The following is a 17,983-nucleotide window of genomic DNA, read 5'->3' on the forward strand; positions in this document are numbered from 1 at the left end:
GCTTCTTAAATAATAAATAGAAATGACATCTTCATTAAATCATATTATCTCAAAGATACAGCGAAAAGAAAATGCTATTTCGCTGTCTGCACCTAATGCAATTGATGAAGCATATCAAATGACTATATACCTAAAAGAATACTTATGGTCTATACGAGAGGATGTTACAAAGCAAGGTTTTAAAAACCATTGGGAGGAGATCAATTTCTTTCGCAATATCAAGCCATATATTCTCTCCAAGCTCATTTACCACAATAAGATATTTCGCATACAGACAGCTTGCCCTGTTGATGGAGGGAAAATGTATGCGAGTTATTTTTTGGAACAGTTGAAGGAATTAAAACAGGAATACAGGGAGCATATCTACAATTCAGATTTTTACAGATATTACCGTTCAGGAAGAACCGACCGTGATGAAACTTACTTTAGATTGGGTAATATTAACTTCCACGACGGTTTGAATAGTTTTGTATTTGAAATTGATCCTCTATTTTCAACTTATTACGATAACAAAGTGGCTCGGATAATAGCCAATGAACTACTCTATACCTACATTCTCCAAAAAATCAATGATGATGAAATGGCAGATTTTTCTGCGAGGGATATATCTGATAGCATCCTTTGGACAGATACCAAAAATGCCTTGATAGAACTGATTTATGCTCTTTACGCAAATAGCTCTCTTTCTAATGGTAAAATAGGAATACGCAAAATCAGTTTGGCTTTAGAAAGAATGTTTCAGATTTCCTTAGGAGACTTGCATCATTCTTTCCATCGAATGAAATATCGAGCCAGTTCCAGAACTGCTTTTTTAGACCAACTGAAATCTTCTTTAGAAGAATATATGGATAAAGATTTGTAAAAAATACTTCTAAGATATCCTTGTCAAAAACAGATGAATAAAACGAAAGAGAAAAAATGTTCTTTAAATTCTTATAGAAAGAAATAGCTGATTTCTTCTAGTATTACTTGTAACAAATGCATTTTCAAAATTTTCTAAACCAAATTTGTCTATTCAAACAACCACCTTTTTTACAGCCTAAATAATGTTTAGTAGCTAAAAGTTTACTATTTTAGTGGATTCTTAAGGATTAAAAATTCCTAATCAAATAACGCTTGTTTCAATGTCAGAAGAACAGAAGAAAATATTAGAGCAACAGCTCTGGAATATAGCCAATACGTTACGTGGAAAAATGAATGCAGATGAATTCCGAGATTATATTTTGGGATTTATTTTTTATAAATATTTGGCTGAAAAAATGGAAATTTATGCGAATTCCATTTTGGAAGAAGATCAAATCCAATTCAGAGATATCAAAGAAGATACGCCTAAAGGTTTAGAATATATTGAAGCTATTCGAGAAGAAGCTCTGGAAACATTGGGTTATTTTTTAAAGCCTTCTGAACTATTTAGCGAAATTACCAAAAGAGGTGATAACAATTTCATTCTTGAAGATTTACAAAAAATCCTGACCAATATCCAGCTCAGTACAATGGGAACACAAAGTGAAGAAGACTTTGAGGACTTGTTCTCTGATATGGATTTGAATAGTAATAATCTGGGTAGAACGGCTGATGCCAGAAATACACTTATCGTAAAAGTTCTAAAGCATCTCGATGAAATTGACTTCAAATTGAATGATACAGAATTAGATGTATTAGGTGATGCCTATGAGTATTTGATCGGTCAGTTTGCCAGTGGAGCTGGAAAAAAAGCAGGTGAATTTTATACCCCTCAGGAAGTTTCTAAGATTCTCGCAAAGATCGTTACAACTGGCAAGAACCGTCTAAAATCAGTATATGACCCAACTTGCGGTTCGGGATCATTATTATTACGTGTAGCAAGAGAAGTAAAAGATGTCAATAATTTCTACGGACAAGAAATGAACCGCACCACCTACAATCTTGCTCGAATGAATATGATATTGCATGGAGTACATTATCTGAAATTTGATATTAAGCAAGAAGATACTCTGGAACATCCGCAGCATCTAAACGATATGCCATTTGAAGCAATTGTCGCAAATCCTCCTTTTTCAGCGAAATGGAGTGCCAATCCATTATTTTTAAATGATGACCGTTTTAGCCAATATGGAAAATTAGCACCATCAAGCAAAGCTGATTTTGCATTTGTGCAGCACATGATCTATCATTTGGCAGAGAACGGAACAATGGCTATTGTTCTGCCTCATGGTGTATTATTCCGAGGAGCAGCAGAATTGCACATCCGTAAATACCTGATCGAACAGAAAAATTATTTGGATGCGGTCATCGGCTTGCCTGCCAATATTTTTTATGGAACAAGTATTCCGACTTGTATTCTGGTATTTAAAAAGTGTAAAGAAGATCCTGACCATATCTTATTTATTGATGCCAGCAAGGAATTTGAAAAGGTAAAGAACCAAAATATGTTGCGGGAAGAACATATCGATAAGATAGTAGAAACCTACCGTAACAGAACGACTATAGAGAAATACAGTCACTTAGCTACCCTAAAAGAAGTTGAAGAGAATGATTATAACCTCAACATTCCTCGCTATGTGGATACGTTTGAAGCTGAAGAAGAAATCGATATCCAATCCGTAATGCAGGAAATTAAATCTTTAGAAGCAAAACGAGCGGAACTGGACAAAGAAATTGATGTGTATTTCAAAGAATTGGGACTTGTTTTTTAATTTTTTACATCCTTAATGTTTTTACTAACGAAAATTGAATCATCGAGATGATAAATAAAAAATTAAAAGTAGGTAAGGTTCCTAATTTGAGATTTCCTGAATTTACTGAGGAATGGGAAACTAAGAAGTTGGGGGAAATTGGAGAAATTGTTACTGGTTCTACACCACCAACTAATGATGAATCATATTATGGAGGAGAATACTTATTTGTGTCTCCTGCAGATATTCAAACAAATAGATATGTCAATAAGAGTAAAACTACTTTAACCCTAAAAGGCTTCGGAAAAGGACGAAAGATAAAGAAAGGAAGTTCTTTGTTTGTCTGTATTGGTTCAACGATAGGAAAAGTTGCACAAGCATGGGAAGATTGTGTTACAAATCAACAAATTAATGCTATTGTTTCATTAGAACATAATGCTGATTTTGTTTTTTCTTTATTAGAATTTAGCTCTAAAAAAATAAAATTGTTGTCTGCAGAACAAGCTGTTCCAATCATAAACAAAACAACTTTTTCAAATATCCAAATTAATATTCCATCACTTTCTGAGCAAGCTAAAATAGCATCATTCCTTAGTATTATCGACGAAAGAATCCAAACCCAAAACAAAATAATTGAAAATCTAAAAACCCAAATGTTGGGATTGCAAGAAAATATTTTCAGACAAAAAGTAAAGTTAAAAGACAGTAATGGAAAATCTTTTCCGTTATGGAGCTTCAAAAAAGGAGGTGAATTGTTTGAAAGTATTTCTAATAAAAATCATTATTCTGATTTACCAATATTAGCAATAACCCAAGATAAAGGAGCTGTTCCACGAGATTTAATTGATTATCAAATCACAGTTACTGAAAGAAGTATTGAAAGTTATAAAGTAGTGGAAATAGGTGATTTTATCATTAGTTTAAGAAGTTTTCAAGGAGGTATTGAACATTCTGATTATACAGGGATTTGTAGCCCTGCATATATTATTCTTAGAAACAAGATTGAAATCGCCCAGAATTTTTATAAATACTATTTTAAAACACCTGATTATATTAAATTGCTTAACAGAAAACTAGAAGGAATCAGAGACGGAAAGATGATTAGTTACAGTTATTTTGCTGAAATAGAGCTTCCATTCCCTACAATTGAAGAACAGAAACAAATAGCATCTTTTCTATCTAAAGTTGACCAAAAAATTCAAATTGAAAAAGCAACTTTAGAACGGCTTGAAAATCAAAAAAAATACCTGTTACAGCAAATGTTTGTATAGAATTCATACAAACATTTGTTGTAGTAAAAACTTTTTCTGTTCTTCTAATTTATTCAAAAATTGGGTTTCTATATCTACTTTCAGATCAATAGAGGAAAGGTAATCAGCTATCTTTCTTTGTTCTTCGACGCAAGGTAAATCAAATTTAATTCTCGCAAAATTTTCGTAGAAAAGATAATCCCTTACTCCTCCTTCGACATTTCTTAGAACTTCTTTATTAAAAAAATCTGTTTTTAGATATTGAAATAGAAAATTATCATTTACAAACTCCTCTGTTTTAAAGCAAACATATAATGAACTGATAATAATATTTTCCAAATTCCCACTGTAACCAATAGAACCAACATTTATTCTTGCAGGATTATATGCAAAGGTGTTCTTATCAATTATTTTGTATAATGTAATATCGTAACCTCTATCTTCGCTATCAACTCCCTCAAACTGCTCACTTTGCGGAACGAATCCTAATTTGTTATTTATAGAATAAACAGATAGTTTTTCGTTACTTTTATTTCTCTTATTTATTAGAGTCGTCACATCTCCCAATTTCTTTGTCTTCCAGTCTTCGTAGTTGGTTCCACCAGCATTTTTAAATCTTAACTGACCAGAAAATATTTTTTTGGTAATAGTAGTTTTTAATACGTTTAATTCCTTAATTATTTTGTTTTGGGTTTGAATACGTTCATCTAACAAGCTCAGTAAAATAGTGATTCTTTCTTGCTCATTTACAGCGGGAAATGATAATTCGATTTTTGAAATCCTTCCAACATTGATGCTTAAAACCTTTGATCCTTGGGATTCTTTTTGAATTTGGGTTCTGACAAAATTAGATTTAAACAAATAGCCTTTAAAGCCCAAATGAAAAATACTTGCTTTCGGTCTTGCTAATAAGGTATGTAATCCTGATAACAATTTTTCGCCATTAAGATTTATAATTTCGATACTTTTACCTACATCATTTAAATCTTCGGAAGCATCTGCAAAAATCATATCTCCTTCTCTGCAATAATTTTCATCAGAAATCCTATCAATATTTATTTCTTCATTTATGAAAGAAACAACTTCTTTAGTAATATCAAATAAGGTTTGAAATTTAGTATGAATATCTCCGTAGTGGATATTTTTTACAGTTCCTACTTCGTAATTCAAATTTTCACGGGAAAAGGAATTGGTTACTTTGAAGTCCATAACTTCTCCTAACTTCTTAGTTTCCCATTCTCCTTCAAAGCTCGAAAATCTCAAATTAGGAACTGTACTTACTAAAAAGTAAAAATCTCAAATCCGAAAGATTAATAATCCTTAATCTTCAATTGCTTTCCTTTGAGATTTAAAATTTAGATATAATGAATGTACAAAAACAACTATCAGAAGTGATTAATTTATGGAAAACAGACAAAAAAAACTATGTAAAAAAATCAACATTTTCGGCTTATGTATTATTAATCGAGAATCATTTATTGCCAACATTTGGTGATAAACAGGAAGTTCCAGAAGTTGACGTTCAGAACTTCGTTCTGCAAAAGTTAGCATCAGGTTTAAGCCAGAAAACCATTAAAGATATTCTGATCGTTTTAAAAATGGTGTTGAAATTCGGCGCAAAAAACAAATGGATTACATATGAACCTTTTGAAATTCAATATCCGACTGTTCGTGAAAGCCAGCATATTGAAGTGCTTACTAAGGCTGATCAGAAAAAAATAATGAACTATATACAAGAACATTTTACATTTCGGAACTTGGGAGTTTATATATGTCTGAGTGCTGGCATGCGTATTGGAGAAATATGTGCCTTAACCTGGGAAGATATCGATACAGATAATGGAATTATCAGTGTTAACAGAACAATCCAACGTATATATGTTATAGAAGATGGAATTCGTAAAACAGAATTGATTCTGGACACCCCGAAAACCAAAAATTCTATTCGTGAAATTCCAATAAGTAAAGACCTATTACGAATATTGAAACCCTTTAAAAAAATTGTGAATCCTTCCTTTTTTGTATTGACAAACGATGCGAAACCTACGGAGCCAAGAACCTACAGAAGCTATTACAAGAACTTAATGAAAGAATTAAAAATGCCTGAACTGAAATTTCACGGTTTAAGACATAGTTTCGCCACAAGATGTATCGAAAGTAATTGTGATTACAAGACTGTAAGTGTACTGCTGGGACATTCCAACATCAGCACCACGTTAAATCTTTATGTACATCCTAATATGGAACAAAAGAAGAAAGCTATTGAGCAGATGTTTAAGGCTCTTAGATAAGTTTTAGATTATGGATTAGGAGAACATTTTATTTTGTTAAATTTGTACATAGATGAAAAGAATAAGATAAACTCCTAATTCATAATTATTTTGAGCAAACAGTCCGAACAAATTCTAGAAGAGCAACTCGTTGACCAATTACAGAAATTGGGATATAAATACGCTTTTATTGCTGATGAAAAAGCTTTACTGGCAAACCTGAAAATACAATTAGAAAAGCACAATCATATACAATTTAGCGATCGTGAATTTGAAAAAGTATTGAATATACTCAATAAAGGTTCTGTGTTCGAAAAAGCCAAAGTATTGCGTGAAAAAAAACATCACATAATTCGGGATAATGGTGATAACCTGTATTTTGAATTTCTCAATGTAGAACATTGGTGTCAGAACGAATATCAGGTAACCAATCAAATTACGCAAGAAGGAAAATATGAAAATCGTTATGATGTAACCTTACTGGTGAATGGGTTGCCTTTGGTACAAATTGAGCTGAAACGAAGAGGCTTGGAAATGAAAGAAGCATTTAACCAAATCAACCGCTATCAAAAACATAGCTTTGGTGCTGGAAAGGGTTTGTTCCATTTTGTACAATTATTCGTTATAAGTAACGGTGTAAATACCAAATATTTTAGCAATTTTGGAACACATAAGCAGGAATATCTTCAGACTTTTCATTGGACAGACGAACAAAATAATCCATTAAATAATATTTTAAACGGTTTTACCGATTCTTTTTTAGAACCTTGTCATATCAGTAAAATGATTTGTAAATACATCGTTCTGAATGAAACTGATAAACGTCTGATGGTACTTCGTCCATATCAATATTATGCGGTGGAAAGCATTATCAAAAAGGTAAAAGAAAACGAAATACTGAACGGTTATAATATAGAAAAAAATGGCTACATCTGGCATACAACAGGAAGTGGTAAAACCTTAACCAGCTTTAAAGCCAGCCAGATTCTATCCAAAATTCCAGCTATTAAAAAAGTGGTTTTTGTGGTAGATAGAAAAGATTTAGACTATCAAACCAATCAGGAGTATGATAAGTTTAGTAAAGGATCCGTAAGTTCAGCAACGAATACAGATGATCTGATTAAAAAGTTCAATAATCCAAATGATCGAGTTATCGTTACCACTATTCAAAAGCTAAATAATGCGATTTCAGGCAGAAACTTATTGAAAATGAAATCCATTCAGCACGAAAGGATGGTTTTTATCTTTGACGAATGCCATCGTTCGCAATTTGGTGATACCCACAAAAACATCGTCAATTATTTTACCAATATTCAATTATTTGGCTTTACAGGCACTCCCATTTTGGCAGAGAATGCAGATGGAGAAAAAACAACCGCAAGCTTGTTTGGAAAATGTCTGCATAAATATGTAATTACAGATGCCATACGTGATGAGAATGTATTGAAGTTTTCGGTAGAATACATTCAGACTTTCAAACAGAAAGAACATATCATTGATTTAAAAGTAGAGCAAATCAATGAAACTGAAGTTTTTGAAGCTCCTGAACGAAAGGAAGCCATTGTAGATTACATCATTCAATACCACGATCAGAAAACCCAAAACAGGAAATTTTGTGCAATGATGTGTGTACAGGATATTGATTCGGTCATTCAATACTATGAAATTTTCAAGCGTAAAAAACAAGAGGGACAGCACGATTTAAAAATAGCGACTATTTTTAGCTTTGCTCAGAATGAAGAGGAAATGGAAGATGCCGTTTATTCCCAATTAGGGATGGTTGCTGAACCACGAGCAGAATACGGTTACAAACCCCATCGTAGAGAGTTATTAGAAACGTATGTGCAAGACTTTAATGAATTATTTGGAGAGCAACAGAACGTAAAAGATACCGAAGGATTTTACAATTATTACAATGCGGTAGCAAAGAAATCAAAACAAAATGAAACCGATATTTTGTTAGTTGCCAATATGTTTTTAACAGGATTTGACAGTAAGTATTTAAACACCTTATACGTTGATAAGAATCTGAAATACCATGGATTAATACAAGCATTTAGCCGTACCAATCGTATTTTGGATAAGAATAAAACACAGGGAAATATTGTGTGTTTTCGAAACCTGAAAGACAAGACAGACGAAGCTATTGCTTTATTCAGTAACAAAGAAGCAATAGACGAAATCATAGTTGAACCATACGAAGTGTATGTAGAAAAGTTCAACGAAGCTACGCAGAAATTATTAGAAATCGTTCCAGAAGTAGTATCTGTTGACGGCTTATATTCGGAAGAAGATCAGCTACAGTTTATTTTGGCTTTCCGTGCCATGATGCGTTTACATAAGAAGATGAGCCATTACACAGAGTTTACTTGGGATGATTTACAGATGGAAGAACAGCTTTTTGCAGATTACACGAGCAAATATTTGGATTTAAAGGAAAGACTTGATCCTACTGACCCGTCTAAAAAAGCGTCTATTCTTAATGATATAGATTTTGAATTGGAATTGATTAGGCGTGATACAATCAATGTAACTTACATACTTCAGTTATTGATTAAATTCAATTCGAAACATAGTGCAAAAGACAAAGAAAGTATTGAAAAAGACATATTCAATTTACTGAACACCGAAGTGTCATTAAGAAGTAAAAGAGAATTGATTGAGAAATTTATTCAAGAAAGTTTACCCCATATTGAAGATACGGATACCATTCCTGAAGAGTTCGAAAAATTCTGGAATGGAGAGCAAGAAAAAGCACTTCAGGAACTAGTCAAGACAGAAAATCTTTCTGAAGAAAAAACAGAAAGACTTATAGAGAATTATTTGTTTACAGAACGTGAACCTTTGCGAAAAGAAATTTTAGATTTACGGAAAGAAGGAAGACCGAGTGTATTAAAATCTAAGGAAATCGGAGATCGTATTCTAAATAAGATCATTGGATTCGTAGATACTTTTGTTAATGGGATATCAGGAAATTAATGTTTTATTCTAGTAGGTATTCATAAGAATCAAAAATATTTAAGAGTGATAAATAAAGGATAGGTTTTAATTTTCCTATCCTTCTATTTTTGTATATTTGCCTTGAGCTAACGGAAGCACGTTGAAAAACAAAGCAGTAAGCACCGTTACCAAATCGTTACCTGACTTTTTTGATAATCTTTATAAAAGCTTAGTATTCAACCGATACAGCTTTTTCCTGAAAACTTTAAAATAAAAAAACGCTGATTATAAATCAGCGTTTTTCATTGCTTCCTTTCTAACAACTGATATAAAACTCCTGATTTTACATCGTCTATATTTTTAATCCAGTACTGCTTTCCGTTTTCATCTGTTATAAATAAATGTTTTCCTGAATTATCTGGTTTTGATGTAAAATGATCTCCGTTTAAAAAGATTCCATCTTTGTAGAAATAGACTTGAAAATCATCGGATTTTATCCAAAAAATGCCACTACTTGATTCTAATTTATGTGCTTCATACCATTTGTAAAAACTATTTTTTTCGGTATAAAAATCTTGAAAATAATACGTTTTCTTATCAATTGTATTATAGAGTATCAAACTTAATTCATCTGGAGTTTTAAGCTGTTTGGTTACTTGCAAATAATCGTTTTCAAAAGCATCTAAAACTTCAATATCCGAATCATTTTTAAGAATGTTTAAGTAATTCTTTTTAGGATAATTCAACTTTTTATAAGCATTTACTAGCGAATCTTTTTGTCTAAAAACAGGATTATATTTTTTAACGAAATCATAATCAATAATTGTGCTACCTGATGTTGTTCCGTTATTGTAGGTCAGTTTCACAAATGTAAAGGCGTTATCATTTGGGTAAGCACTACTCCATTTCGCTATTTTTATACGGTTATTGTTTTTATCCAATTCATAATAAAATTCTATTTTAGAATTATCGTCGTACACTTGGCTTAAAATGTTTCGGAACTTATCATACGTATAAGTAGTTGTCCAATTGAAATCGCCCGAGTAATTTTCGCTAAATTTCAACAAGCCCTCTTCATAAATTTCTTTAGTAAAATTTGGAGAAGATTCGTCGGTCTTATTTATTTTAGTATAGTTTTTAGAACCTTTATAATTGCTGTATTCGGTAATTTGAAGCAATTCGCCTTTAAGATCTTTTTGAATTTCTTTACTTAAAAATCCTTGTGCATTGTATTCATAAAAAGTATTCGACAAGTTTTCTACAAGCATTTTACTTACTTTTCCGTTTTTGTATTGAAACTGGACTTGAATAGGATAACCCCAATTTTCAGTAATGGGTTCATAGTTAATTGCTTTTAAAGTTCCATCTGTATCATAAATGTATTTATACTCGCCCGATAATTTTTTATCTGCAATAATGGAAGAAACTATCTGGCTTTGAAACTTAGCATCCTTTGCTGTAGTTACATATTCGCTTGATAATACATAATCATTTTGGGTTTCATCAAATTGATATAACGCTTCCTGAATTTGAACTACATCAGATGAATAACCGAAATCGGTTACTTGAAAGTTTTGTTGAGCAAAAGCAACTACCGAAAATAAAAGTAAAAAACAGTGTTTCATCATTTAGAAATTAATTCGATTGGATAAATCATCAAAGCTTGTAAATTATTCAGATTAGGCAAAAAATACTTTTCTTGTCCATTTTCTGTGATAACTAAAGTATTGCCATCCATTCCTTTTTGAAGTTTAAATGGTTTAGAATCTATAGCGTTCCCTTTTTCTAGAATATAAAACTGCCAATCAGAATTTATTACAATATACTTTCTTGTTGGTGAATTATAAGTTACCGTTTCATACCATTCGTTTGATTTAAAAGCATCTGTAAACAATCCAAACAACACAACTGTTTCATTGTTTTTTACATCATAGAAAAACATATCTTTTTCTTGAAAAATCATGCTTTCATTGGGATTAATTGGCACCAATTCTCCTTTACTGTTTTTTACATCATAATGAGTCGGACTCGTTTTATTTACCTTATATTTTTCTTTTGGATGTCTATTCCTATCCATTTCGGAAACCAGTTTTTGAATACCAATTGTAAAATACGGTGCAAAATCTGTACTGCCCGAAGAAGTTCCGTCTTTAAAAGTAACTTTAGAAAATTTCGATATAAGCGCGGTTCCGTCTCCGCTTCTCATTTTTAAAACATTACCTTTTGCATCGTAACCTAAAAAATAGTTTTGAACATCATCCGTTCCATTTATAGTTCGGATGATATTGTTATTTAAATCCAAAAGATTTTCATAAGAAAAAACCAAATCGCTATTTGCTCTAAAATACTGGCACTTTTTCTGAGTTCCATTTTCAATCCAAACTTCTTCCTTTTTTTGTACTCCTGATTTTTTAGGATCAAATTGTTTTAAAACATAATGATAGGTTTTGGGTGATTTATAGTCTGAAAATGTGGCTTCTTCCTCAATAAAATCGCCCAATTTTTTAATGATTTTGGCAATATTCCCTTTAGAATCGTAAGTAAACGTACTGATAGAACTTGTTTCAGAACCCTTATCTACTTTAATAGTGCTTATTTTTCCTTTGGAATTATACGTAATCCATTTTGGATATCTATTTTCCGATTCAATTTTCACCAATTTACCTTTAGCATCATAAATATAACTTTCATTACTATTATAAATTGCAGCATAAATGCTGTTTTCTTTGTGAATTTTACGAAGTAATTTTCCGTCTTTAAATTCTAAAATATCTGTTTTTATGGGTTCAAATTTGTTAGAAGTTTCGCTGTATTTATATTCTACGGTTTCATATTTTATTACATCGGATGACAGATTAAAATCGGAAACGAGATACTTTTCTTGAGCAAAAAAGACTTGACCAAATAATAAAAGAAATGCAACTTTTTTCATCTTTAGTTGTTTAAAAATTCTAATGGATAAAAAGTTTCAAAAGCTTTCGAATTCAAATCGCGAATAATGTATTTATCAACTCCGGCTTCTTGTACAATAAATTCATCTTCTTTTTGAGTTTTCACTAATTTATACAATGACATATCAACTAAAACACCGTTTTGAATAATGTAAAACTCTGGTGCTTCGGAAAAAATCCAATACAAACCTGAAGGAGAAGTTATTTCTTCCATATTATACCATTCCCCTACTTTTACGTCATCATTATAGTAGTTTTTCAACATTACTGATGTTTTATACAAACCATCATACACCAAAATATCATTCTTACTTCTTATTGCATCTACGCTATTAGTTATTTCTTCTCCTTTCGCATCTTTTATCGAAAAAGTATTGTCTTGATTTTTCTTAATTTGATACGTTGCTATTGTTAATGCTTTTAAATCGTCTAATGCTTGAAGTAATTCTTCTCCTGAAGCAACATCAAACTCATAAGAAACTTCATAAGAAGTCGATTTAGGTTCGTATTTTTTAACAAAATTCAAATCAAAATCAGTACTTCCTTCTGATTTTCCATTTGCGTAAGTAATTTTAGCAAAAGTGAAATAATTGGTATCCGGTGAACCATCATAACCTTGTTGAATAACTCTTGATTTCAATACATTTCCTTTGGCATCATAAACATAATTGTTTGTCCAAGTTTTGCCCTCTGAAGTTTGAGAAACCTCATTTCCTAACTTATCATAAGTGTATGAAGATTGCCCTTTGTAATATTCAGAAACTAATTTTTCATTTACTAAACAGCCATTTTCAAACCATTCTTCATGAGTTCCATGTTCTGTTTCGTTATAACAATTGTTTGTCTTTTTATAATAGGTTTGTGATCCTTTATAATTACTATAAGCAATTTTTCTAACCAAAGCGTCTTCTTCATACGCCATTTCTTTTACTAAATTCCCTTTCGAATCGTATTCGTATAAGTTTCTAGTTGTTGAATTTCCTGTTCCGTTTTTCTCAACTACCTTACCGTTTTTATAAGTAAGCTTTTCTACAGTATCGCCGTTTGAACTATTTATTTTTATACTTTGCAACTGTCCGTTTTTGTATTCAAAACTGGTTGTAGCTTCAATGTACATGAAATAGTTTAACATATTTTCCATTTTGGTTACCAAACCTTTATTAAAGTGCAAAACTCTTTTATTAGCCATTTTATACTTATTTAAATTGGCATCAAAATAGAATTCTTGAGTCTCATACTTCATTACATCTGATGTTAACTGAAAATCAGCCGCTTTATGTTTTACTATTTGAGCATTAGTAAATCCGAAAACTAATATTGCTATTATTGTGAATATTTTTTGCATAATTGAAATTTTTAAAAATTATACTGTGCGCCAAAACCAACTTGACTTGTTTTAAAAGAAGAAGTTCCACCAGTTGCATTTGTCCATGAATATTTCCCAAAATCAAACATTCCATTTAATATCCATTTACCACTTTCTGATTGATGAATTTGAGGTTGAAATCCCCATCCAAAATAGCGCATGGTTCTATGAACTGTTCTATCATTAAAATCATATCCATCTATATATGCTGTTTCTGTTAAAGTCCCAAAACCAACACCATAATCAAAATGCAAACTACTTATAGACGATATCAATGCGATTCCTAAAGGAAGTTCTATTAAAAATGGTAAATTTTTCGGCATAATCTTGCCAAATCCATCAAATACATTGCCTTGATAATTTAATGGATAAACTCGGGCTCTTAGATTTGGAATAGATACTTTTAATTGGGTTAAAGCATCATTAGACAAAAAATTTGCCCAATCTTGACCTGCAACTCCAGCAAATTTTACTCCGAATTTTGTAGACTTATTGAATGATATATGATATCCAACTTCAGATTGAAGTAATAATTGCATTTCTTTACCTTTTCTATACACATTATCTAAATCGCCTTCAGGCTTTGAAAAGGAAGTTCCAAAATTAAATTTTACAGATATTTTACTTTCTTTTTCTTGAGCAAATGACAAGTTAAACAGAAAATAAGTCAGAAATAATAATCCTATTTTTTTCATATTTTTAATTATTAGGAATTAGAATTACATCCGATACATCTTTTTCTTGTGGAGTAGAATTAATGGTTTTATGCACAGAAACTAAGAGTCCGTTTACAGAAGGTTCAATTGCGGTTACACTATCGCTTCCAATTGCCGGGAAATTAGTTGCTACTAAAGAACTTCCTGAAACTTTATAGAGTTTTTCATCATTACCTAATACATAAATAACATTGTTTACAATTGCTATGTCTTTATAACCTTGAGAGATGGTTATGTCTGAAGCAAAACTTGTAATAGCACTTCCGTTAAATTTAAAAACATCGTATGTTCCTGTTGAAAAGCGAGCCATAATCATATAAGGCTGATTAGGATTTGCTCTGTTTTCAGTTAAAGAAACCGTATTTTTTCGATCAATGCCAGACAAACCTACATTTCCAATACCTGTTAAAGTTGTAACTGAACTAAAATTAGTTCCGTCAAAATAGATAATATTGATTTTACCGTTATCTAATGACGTATCATAACTAATCCAGCTCCAATACACTGTATTTCCAACTTTCAGAATATCACTTGTACAATATGCATTAGTTGTATTTGATACAAATCCCGGAACTGGCTGTGAAGTCCAAGTTGAAGTTGAATTATTAAGAGAATATAAACTTGGTGCACCACTATTTGAGTTTAAACCCGCGCTCAACATATAAAAATTATCTCCTAGATAAAACATATAACCCGTTGCCAATGGAGAAATTGGACCGTTATTTGTTCCTAATGAATGGTTGATATATTTTGCTGTTCCTTGACCAAGAGCTCCCATTCCATAATAATTTTCATAAGAAATAGAAGTTAATTGTCTAGCATCATTTATGTAGAAATCTCCCTTTAAATCGAGAACCCCACCAGTACTTGTAGCAACTTCACTTGAAGCAATTTCCCCTGTAACATCTGTCATAAAACCATACGTTTGTAAGGAAACTGCATAAACAAAATTGTGCGCTAAAAAAGAGATTTTATTATTGTCTTCTATTAATTTAAAAATTGTAGAACCATGATGATTGTCATTATCATTCAGTCGGCAATACGATCTAAATTTGAATTGTGCACCATTTGCATTGTAAAATTGCTTGGCTTGTTGTGTTTCTTGCGCAGAAGTAGTAGTATTTGAATTTCCTGTACCAGAATCTTCTGAATCTGAAGAACAAGATAGCACCGTTAATATGCTTAAAAAGTAGAATATTTTTTTCATAATCACTAAATTTATAGTGTAAAAATAGTGACTGAAAAAAGGTCTTGAAATACGTAAAAAATCGTATTTATTAGATTAGCTTATTATTTTTCGCTTTCTGAATTGCTTCTAATTTATTATGAACCTGAAGTTTAGCATAAATATTTTCAATATGCTTGCGTATTGTCCCAACAGATAGAATAAGGTTCTCTGCAATGACCTGATATTTTAGGCCTTTGCTCAACTGTTCTAATACTTCTATCTCTCGCTGCGAAAGCTTAATATCTTCTACATTAGTTATATTTTGATATGTTTCCGGATCGCGAAACATTCTAAGGGTTTTTAGAGCTATGGAAGGTGTCATAATTGCTCCGCCTGCCAATGTTTCTTTAATAGCGTTATAAAGTTCGGGCGGGTTAATTTCTTTTAGTAAATATCCGTCTGCACCTGCTTTTATGGATTTGAAAATGTTTTCGTCGTTATCAAAAACGGTCAACATAATAATTTTTATATGCGGAAATTTTTGTTTTACCTGAAAAACGGCTTCAATTCCATTCATTTCAGGCATTTCAATATCCATAATAATCAAATCGACATTGCTGTTTTTTTGCAATTGTTCCAGTAATTTTTTTCCGTTATCGACTTTGATTTTTATATTCAAATCCTCAAAAAAAGCCAATTTATCTAAAATTGCTTTCAACAAAAACGGATTATCTTCTGCTATCGCCAATTTTATCATTTTTAAACCATTGGAATTGTTACTGTTATAAATGTTCCTTTATTCAATCTGGAATCGATGCTAATTTCTGCTTTAATATCTGCTGCTCTTTTTTTCAAATTAAGTAAGCCGTTCCCCATAACTATTTCATCGATATTAAACCCTTTTCCGTTGTCTTCTATTTTTAGTATCAGATTTCCATCTACACTAAAAAAATCAACTTTTATTATTGAGGCATTTGCGTGTTTTAAAGCATTATTAATAGTTTCTTGCAGAATTCTATAAATGTTGATCCCTGTAAAAGAAGTCATTTGTTTTTGTTTTACTTCTTCTGCTATTTTAATATTGATTTGTGTTTCTGAACTCGTGTGTACTTTTTCTACAAAATCAAAAATCCTTGCCTGTAAATCTTCAAATGTAAAGTTCTCATGGTTCATTGCCCAAATAGTATCTCGTAATTCTGTAATTGTTCCTTTGGTAAAATCACTAATTGTATCCAATTGTTTCAGAACTTTCTCGTTCAAAGGCTGAAAAGCAAATTTCAGATTTTCTATCGAAGAAATAATGAACGTTAATTGGGCGCCAATGTTGTCATGTAAATCTCTGGAAATAGTCAATCGCTGTTCCTGTAATTGATTTTGTGTTTCAATTTCTTTAATTGCAGTTTTCAATTCAAACTCCTGCTCTTGTTGTTTGTTTTTTAACTTTTGATTGCGAAAAATCATCCAAGAAACTAATAAAAGTCCGAATGCTATTATGATAATGACTGTAATGATAAATTGGCTTTTTTGCTGCTGTTTTTCGGCATTAATTAGTTTTGCTTCTTTTTCGGCAACTCTATATTTTACTTCGGCTTCAGCAATAACTTTGGCATTTTCTATTTTAAAGATACTGTCTCTTACACTATCATATTGCTCTTTAAAATCTAATGCTTTTTGATAATTTGTCTGTCTTTTTTCAATTTCATAACCTAGCTGATAATAATCTCTCAGCTTTTCAACTGAATTGCTTTTTTGAACAAACAGAAATGATTTGGCAAATGCTTCTTGAGCTTTATCTAGCTGATTTAATTCTAAATAAACTTTGGCTAAATTCAAGTGATTTGTAGCTTTTTCATAATCGGAAAAGATGCTTTGTAGATCCTGCTCTTTTAGATCAGAAATTTTTATAGCAGTTTCAATCCATGTTTTGGCTTCCTTATATTTCTTTTGTTTGACTAAAGTATTCCCAATATTATTGTACGTAAAACCAATTTGACTGGTATCTATTTCTTTTTTGAATTCTAATATCTTTTTGTGATAATATAAAGCACTATCGGGCTGGTTCCAGTCGTCAAAATTTATAGCTATAGCGTTGAGCGCGTAAATATCATTCATTACATTGACCGGTTTAGCCATTTTAAAACGCTCCAGAGCTAGCTTACCATAATAAATGCCTCTTTTATAATCTCCAAAATCATGATAATTAAGCGAAATATTTTGATAACAATATCCTAATCCTAAACTATTATTCTGTTTTGCCGCTATAGTTGCTCCATGCAACAGATTTTGAATCGCTTCTTTGTACTTTCCTTCTCGCTGTAAAACTTTAGCTAAATTGTTGTAAACATATAATTGCTTATTCTCTTCTTTAATCCCTTTCATTTTACGCAAGGCTATTTCTCCATAGTAAATAGCACTGTCGGCTTGACCATAATCTGTATGACGAGCGTTTTTACAAAAATAATATTCAGCTTCATCGGCTTTATTTTGAATAGCTGATTTTGCCTTTTTAAAATAATAATCGGATGAATCAGAAGATGTAAAAGCCTTTAAAAGCAGTTCTTTATTATTTTGCGAATGTACAAAACTATTACTTAAAAGCACTAACCAAAAAAGAGTCCAAGTTTTGCCCATAAAAAGAGTGTTAGTTTACTAAAAATGGTTATTGTTC

General features: G+C 31.4%; 13 protein-coding genes. 5 read left to right on the top strand and 8 right to left on the bottom strand.

Going from position 1 to position 17,983, the window contains the following annotated elements; all coding sequences use genetic code 11:
• Nucleotides 1-22 precede the first annotated feature (22 nt).
• The 3 genes from ACUSJC_RS13205 (at nucleotide 23) to ACUSJC_RS13215 (ending at nucleotide 3,925) form a co-directional block, all read left to right on the top strand.
• Nucleotides 23-862, top strand: a complete 840-nt coding sequence (locus ACUSJC_RS13205) for an RteC domain-containing protein (RefSeq protein ID WP_449270036.1) — start codon at nucleotides 23-25, stop codon at nucleotides 860-862.
• A 262-nt stretch (nucleotides 863-1,124) separates the two neighbouring features.
• Nucleotides 1,125-2,675: a type I restriction-modification system subunit M gene (locus tag ACUSJC_RS13210; protein ID WP_078796963.1), complete on the top strand. Its 1,551-nt coding sequence runs from the start codon at nucleotides 1,125-1,127 to the stop codon at nucleotides 2,673-2,675.
• A gap of 47 nt (nucleotides 2,676-2,722) precedes the next feature.
• Nucleotides 2,723-3,925, top strand: a complete 1,203-nt coding sequence (locus ACUSJC_RS13215) for a restriction endonuclease subunit S (RefSeq protein WP_449270037.1) — start codon at nucleotides 2,723-2,725, stop codon at nucleotides 3,923-3,925.
• Between the two features lie 3 nt (nucleotides 3,926-3,928).
• On the opposite strand, the gene ACUSJC_RS13220 is transcribed toward ACUSJC_RS13215, so the two are convergent.
• Nucleotides 3,929-5,167, bottom strand: a complete 1,239-nt coding sequence (locus ACUSJC_RS13220) for a restriction endonuclease subunit S (RefSeq protein ID WP_449270038.1) — start codon at nucleotides 5,165-5,167, stop codon at nucleotides 3,929-3,931.
• Between the two features lie 101 nt (nucleotides 5,168-5,268).
• On the opposite strand from ACUSJC_RS13220, the gene ACUSJC_RS13225 reads away from it, so the two are divergent.
• Together ACUSJC_RS13225 and ACUSJC_RS13230 are read left to right on the top strand one after the other, a co-directional pair.
• Complete coding sequence (locus ACUSJC_RS13225) at nucleotides 5,269-6,195, top strand: tyrosine-type recombinase/integrase (RefSeq protein ID WP_449270039.1); 927 nt, start codon at nucleotides 5,269-5,271, stop codon at nucleotides 6,193-6,195.
• Nucleotides 6,196-6,285: 90 nt separating this feature from the next.
• Nucleotides 6,286-9,153: a type I restriction endonuclease subunit R gene (locus ACUSJC_RS13230; RefSeq protein ID WP_449270040.1), complete on the top strand. Its 2,868-nt coding sequence runs from the start codon at nucleotides 6,286-6,288 to the stop codon at nucleotides 9,151-9,153.
• Between the two features lie 263 nt (nucleotides 9,154-9,416).
• Here the strand turns inward: ACUSJC_RS13230 and ACUSJC_RS13235 are convergent, their stop codons facing one another.
• The 7 genes from ACUSJC_RS13235 to ACUSJC_RS13265 all read right to left on the bottom strand — a co-directional run bounded on the left by ACUSJC_RS13235 (nucleotide 9,417) and on the right by ACUSJC_RS13265 (nucleotide 17,946).
• The gene (locus tag ACUSJC_RS13235; RefSeq protein ID WP_449270041.1) at nucleotides 9,417-10,742 is read right to left on the bottom strand and encodes a hypothetical protein; all 1,326 of its coding nucleotides are present in this window, start codon (nucleotides 10,740-10,742) and stop codon (nucleotides 9,417-9,419) included.
• Nucleotides 10,739-12,046, bottom strand: coding sequence for a hypothetical protein (locus tag ACUSJC_RS13240; RefSeq protein ID WP_449270042.1), 1,308 nt, complete (start codon nucleotides 12,044-12,046; stop codon nucleotides 10,739-10,741). The genes ACUSJC_RS13235 and ACUSJC_RS13240 overlap by 4 nt, the downstream gene beginning before the upstream one ends.
• A gap of 2 nt (nucleotides 12,047-12,048) precedes the next feature.
• A complete protein-coding gene (locus tag ACUSJC_RS13245; RefSeq protein ID WP_449270043.1) occupies nucleotides 12,049-13,410 on the bottom strand; it encodes a hypothetical protein in 1,362 nt (453 codons plus the stop codon).
• Between the two features lie 11 nt (nucleotides 13,411-13,421).
• Nucleotides 13,422-14,126: a hypothetical protein gene (locus ACUSJC_RS13250; RefSeq protein WP_449270044.1), complete on the bottom strand. Its 705-nt coding sequence runs from the start codon at nucleotides 14,124-14,126 to the stop codon at nucleotides 13,422-13,424.
• 4 nt (nucleotides 14,127-14,130) lie between these two features.
• Complete coding sequence (locus ACUSJC_RS13255) at nucleotides 14,131-15,354, bottom strand: hypothetical protein (RefSeq protein ID WP_449270045.1); 1,224 nt, start codon at nucleotides 15,352-15,354, stop codon at nucleotides 14,131-14,133.
• 70 nt (nucleotides 15,355-15,424) lie between these two features.
• Nucleotides 15,425-16,072, bottom strand: a complete 648-nt coding sequence (locus tag ACUSJC_RS13260; RefSeq protein ID WP_449270046.1) for a response regulator — start codon at nucleotides 16,070-16,072, stop codon at nucleotides 15,425-15,427.
• Nucleotides 16,073-16,074: 2 nt separating this feature from the next.
• Nucleotides 16,075-17,946, bottom strand: a complete 1,872-nt coding sequence (locus tag ACUSJC_RS13265) for a tetratricopeptide repeat-containing sensor histidine kinase (protein WP_449270047.1) — start codon at nucleotides 17,944-17,946, stop codon at nucleotides 16,075-16,077.
• Nucleotides 17,947-17,983: the final 37 nt, after the last annotated feature.

This window comes from Flavobacterium sp. U410 (assembly GCF_053570605.1).

What these genes read in the sequence shown, in the direction of transcription:
- ACUSJC_RS13225 (WP_449270039.1), top strand. Translation starts at nt 5,269, where the DNA reads ATGAATGTACAAAAACAACTATCAGAAGTGATTAATTTATGGAAAACA.
- ACUSJC_RS13205 (WP_449270036.1), top strand. Translation starts at nt 23, where the DNA reads ATGACATCTTCATTAAATCATATTATCTCAAAGATACAGCGAAAAGAA.
- ACUSJC_RS13260 (WP_449270046.1), bottom strand. Translation starts at nt 16,072, where the DNA reads ATGATAAAATTGGCGATAGCAGAAGATAATCCGTTTTTGTTGAAAGCA.
- ACUSJC_RS13250 (WP_449270044.1), bottom strand. Translation starts at nt 14,126, where the DNA reads ATGAAAAAAATAGGATTATTATTTCTGACTTATTTTCTGTTTAACTTG.
- ACUSJC_RS13245 (WP_449270043.1), bottom strand. Translation starts at nt 13,410, where the DNA reads ATGCAAAAAATATTCACAATAATAGCAATATTAGTTTTCGGATTTACT.
- ACUSJC_RS13240 (WP_449270042.1), bottom strand. Translation starts at nt 12,046, where the DNA reads ATGAAAAAAGTTGCATTTCTTTTATTATTTGGTCAAGTCTTTTTTGCT.
- ACUSJC_RS13235 (WP_449270041.1), bottom strand. Translation starts at nt 10,742, where the DNA reads ATGATGAAACACTGTTTTTTACTTTTATTTTCGGTAGTTGCTTTTGCT.
- ACUSJC_RS13265 (WP_449270047.1), bottom strand. Translation starts at nt 17,946, where the DNA reads ATGGGCAAAACTTGGACTCTTTTTTGGTTAGTGCTTTTAAGTAATAGT.
- ACUSJC_RS13255 (WP_449270045.1), bottom strand. Translation starts at nt 15,354, where the DNA reads ATGAAAAAAATATTCTACTTTTTAAGCATATTAACGGTGCTATCTTGT.
- ACUSJC_RS13210 (WP_078796963.1), top strand. Translation starts at nt 1,125, where the DNA reads ATGTCAGAAGAACAGAAGAAAATATTAGAGCAACAGCTCTGGAATATA.
- ACUSJC_RS13215 (WP_449270037.1), top strand. Translation starts at nt 2,723, where the DNA reads ATGATAAATAAAAAATTAAAAGTAGGTAAGGTTCCTAATTTGAGATTT.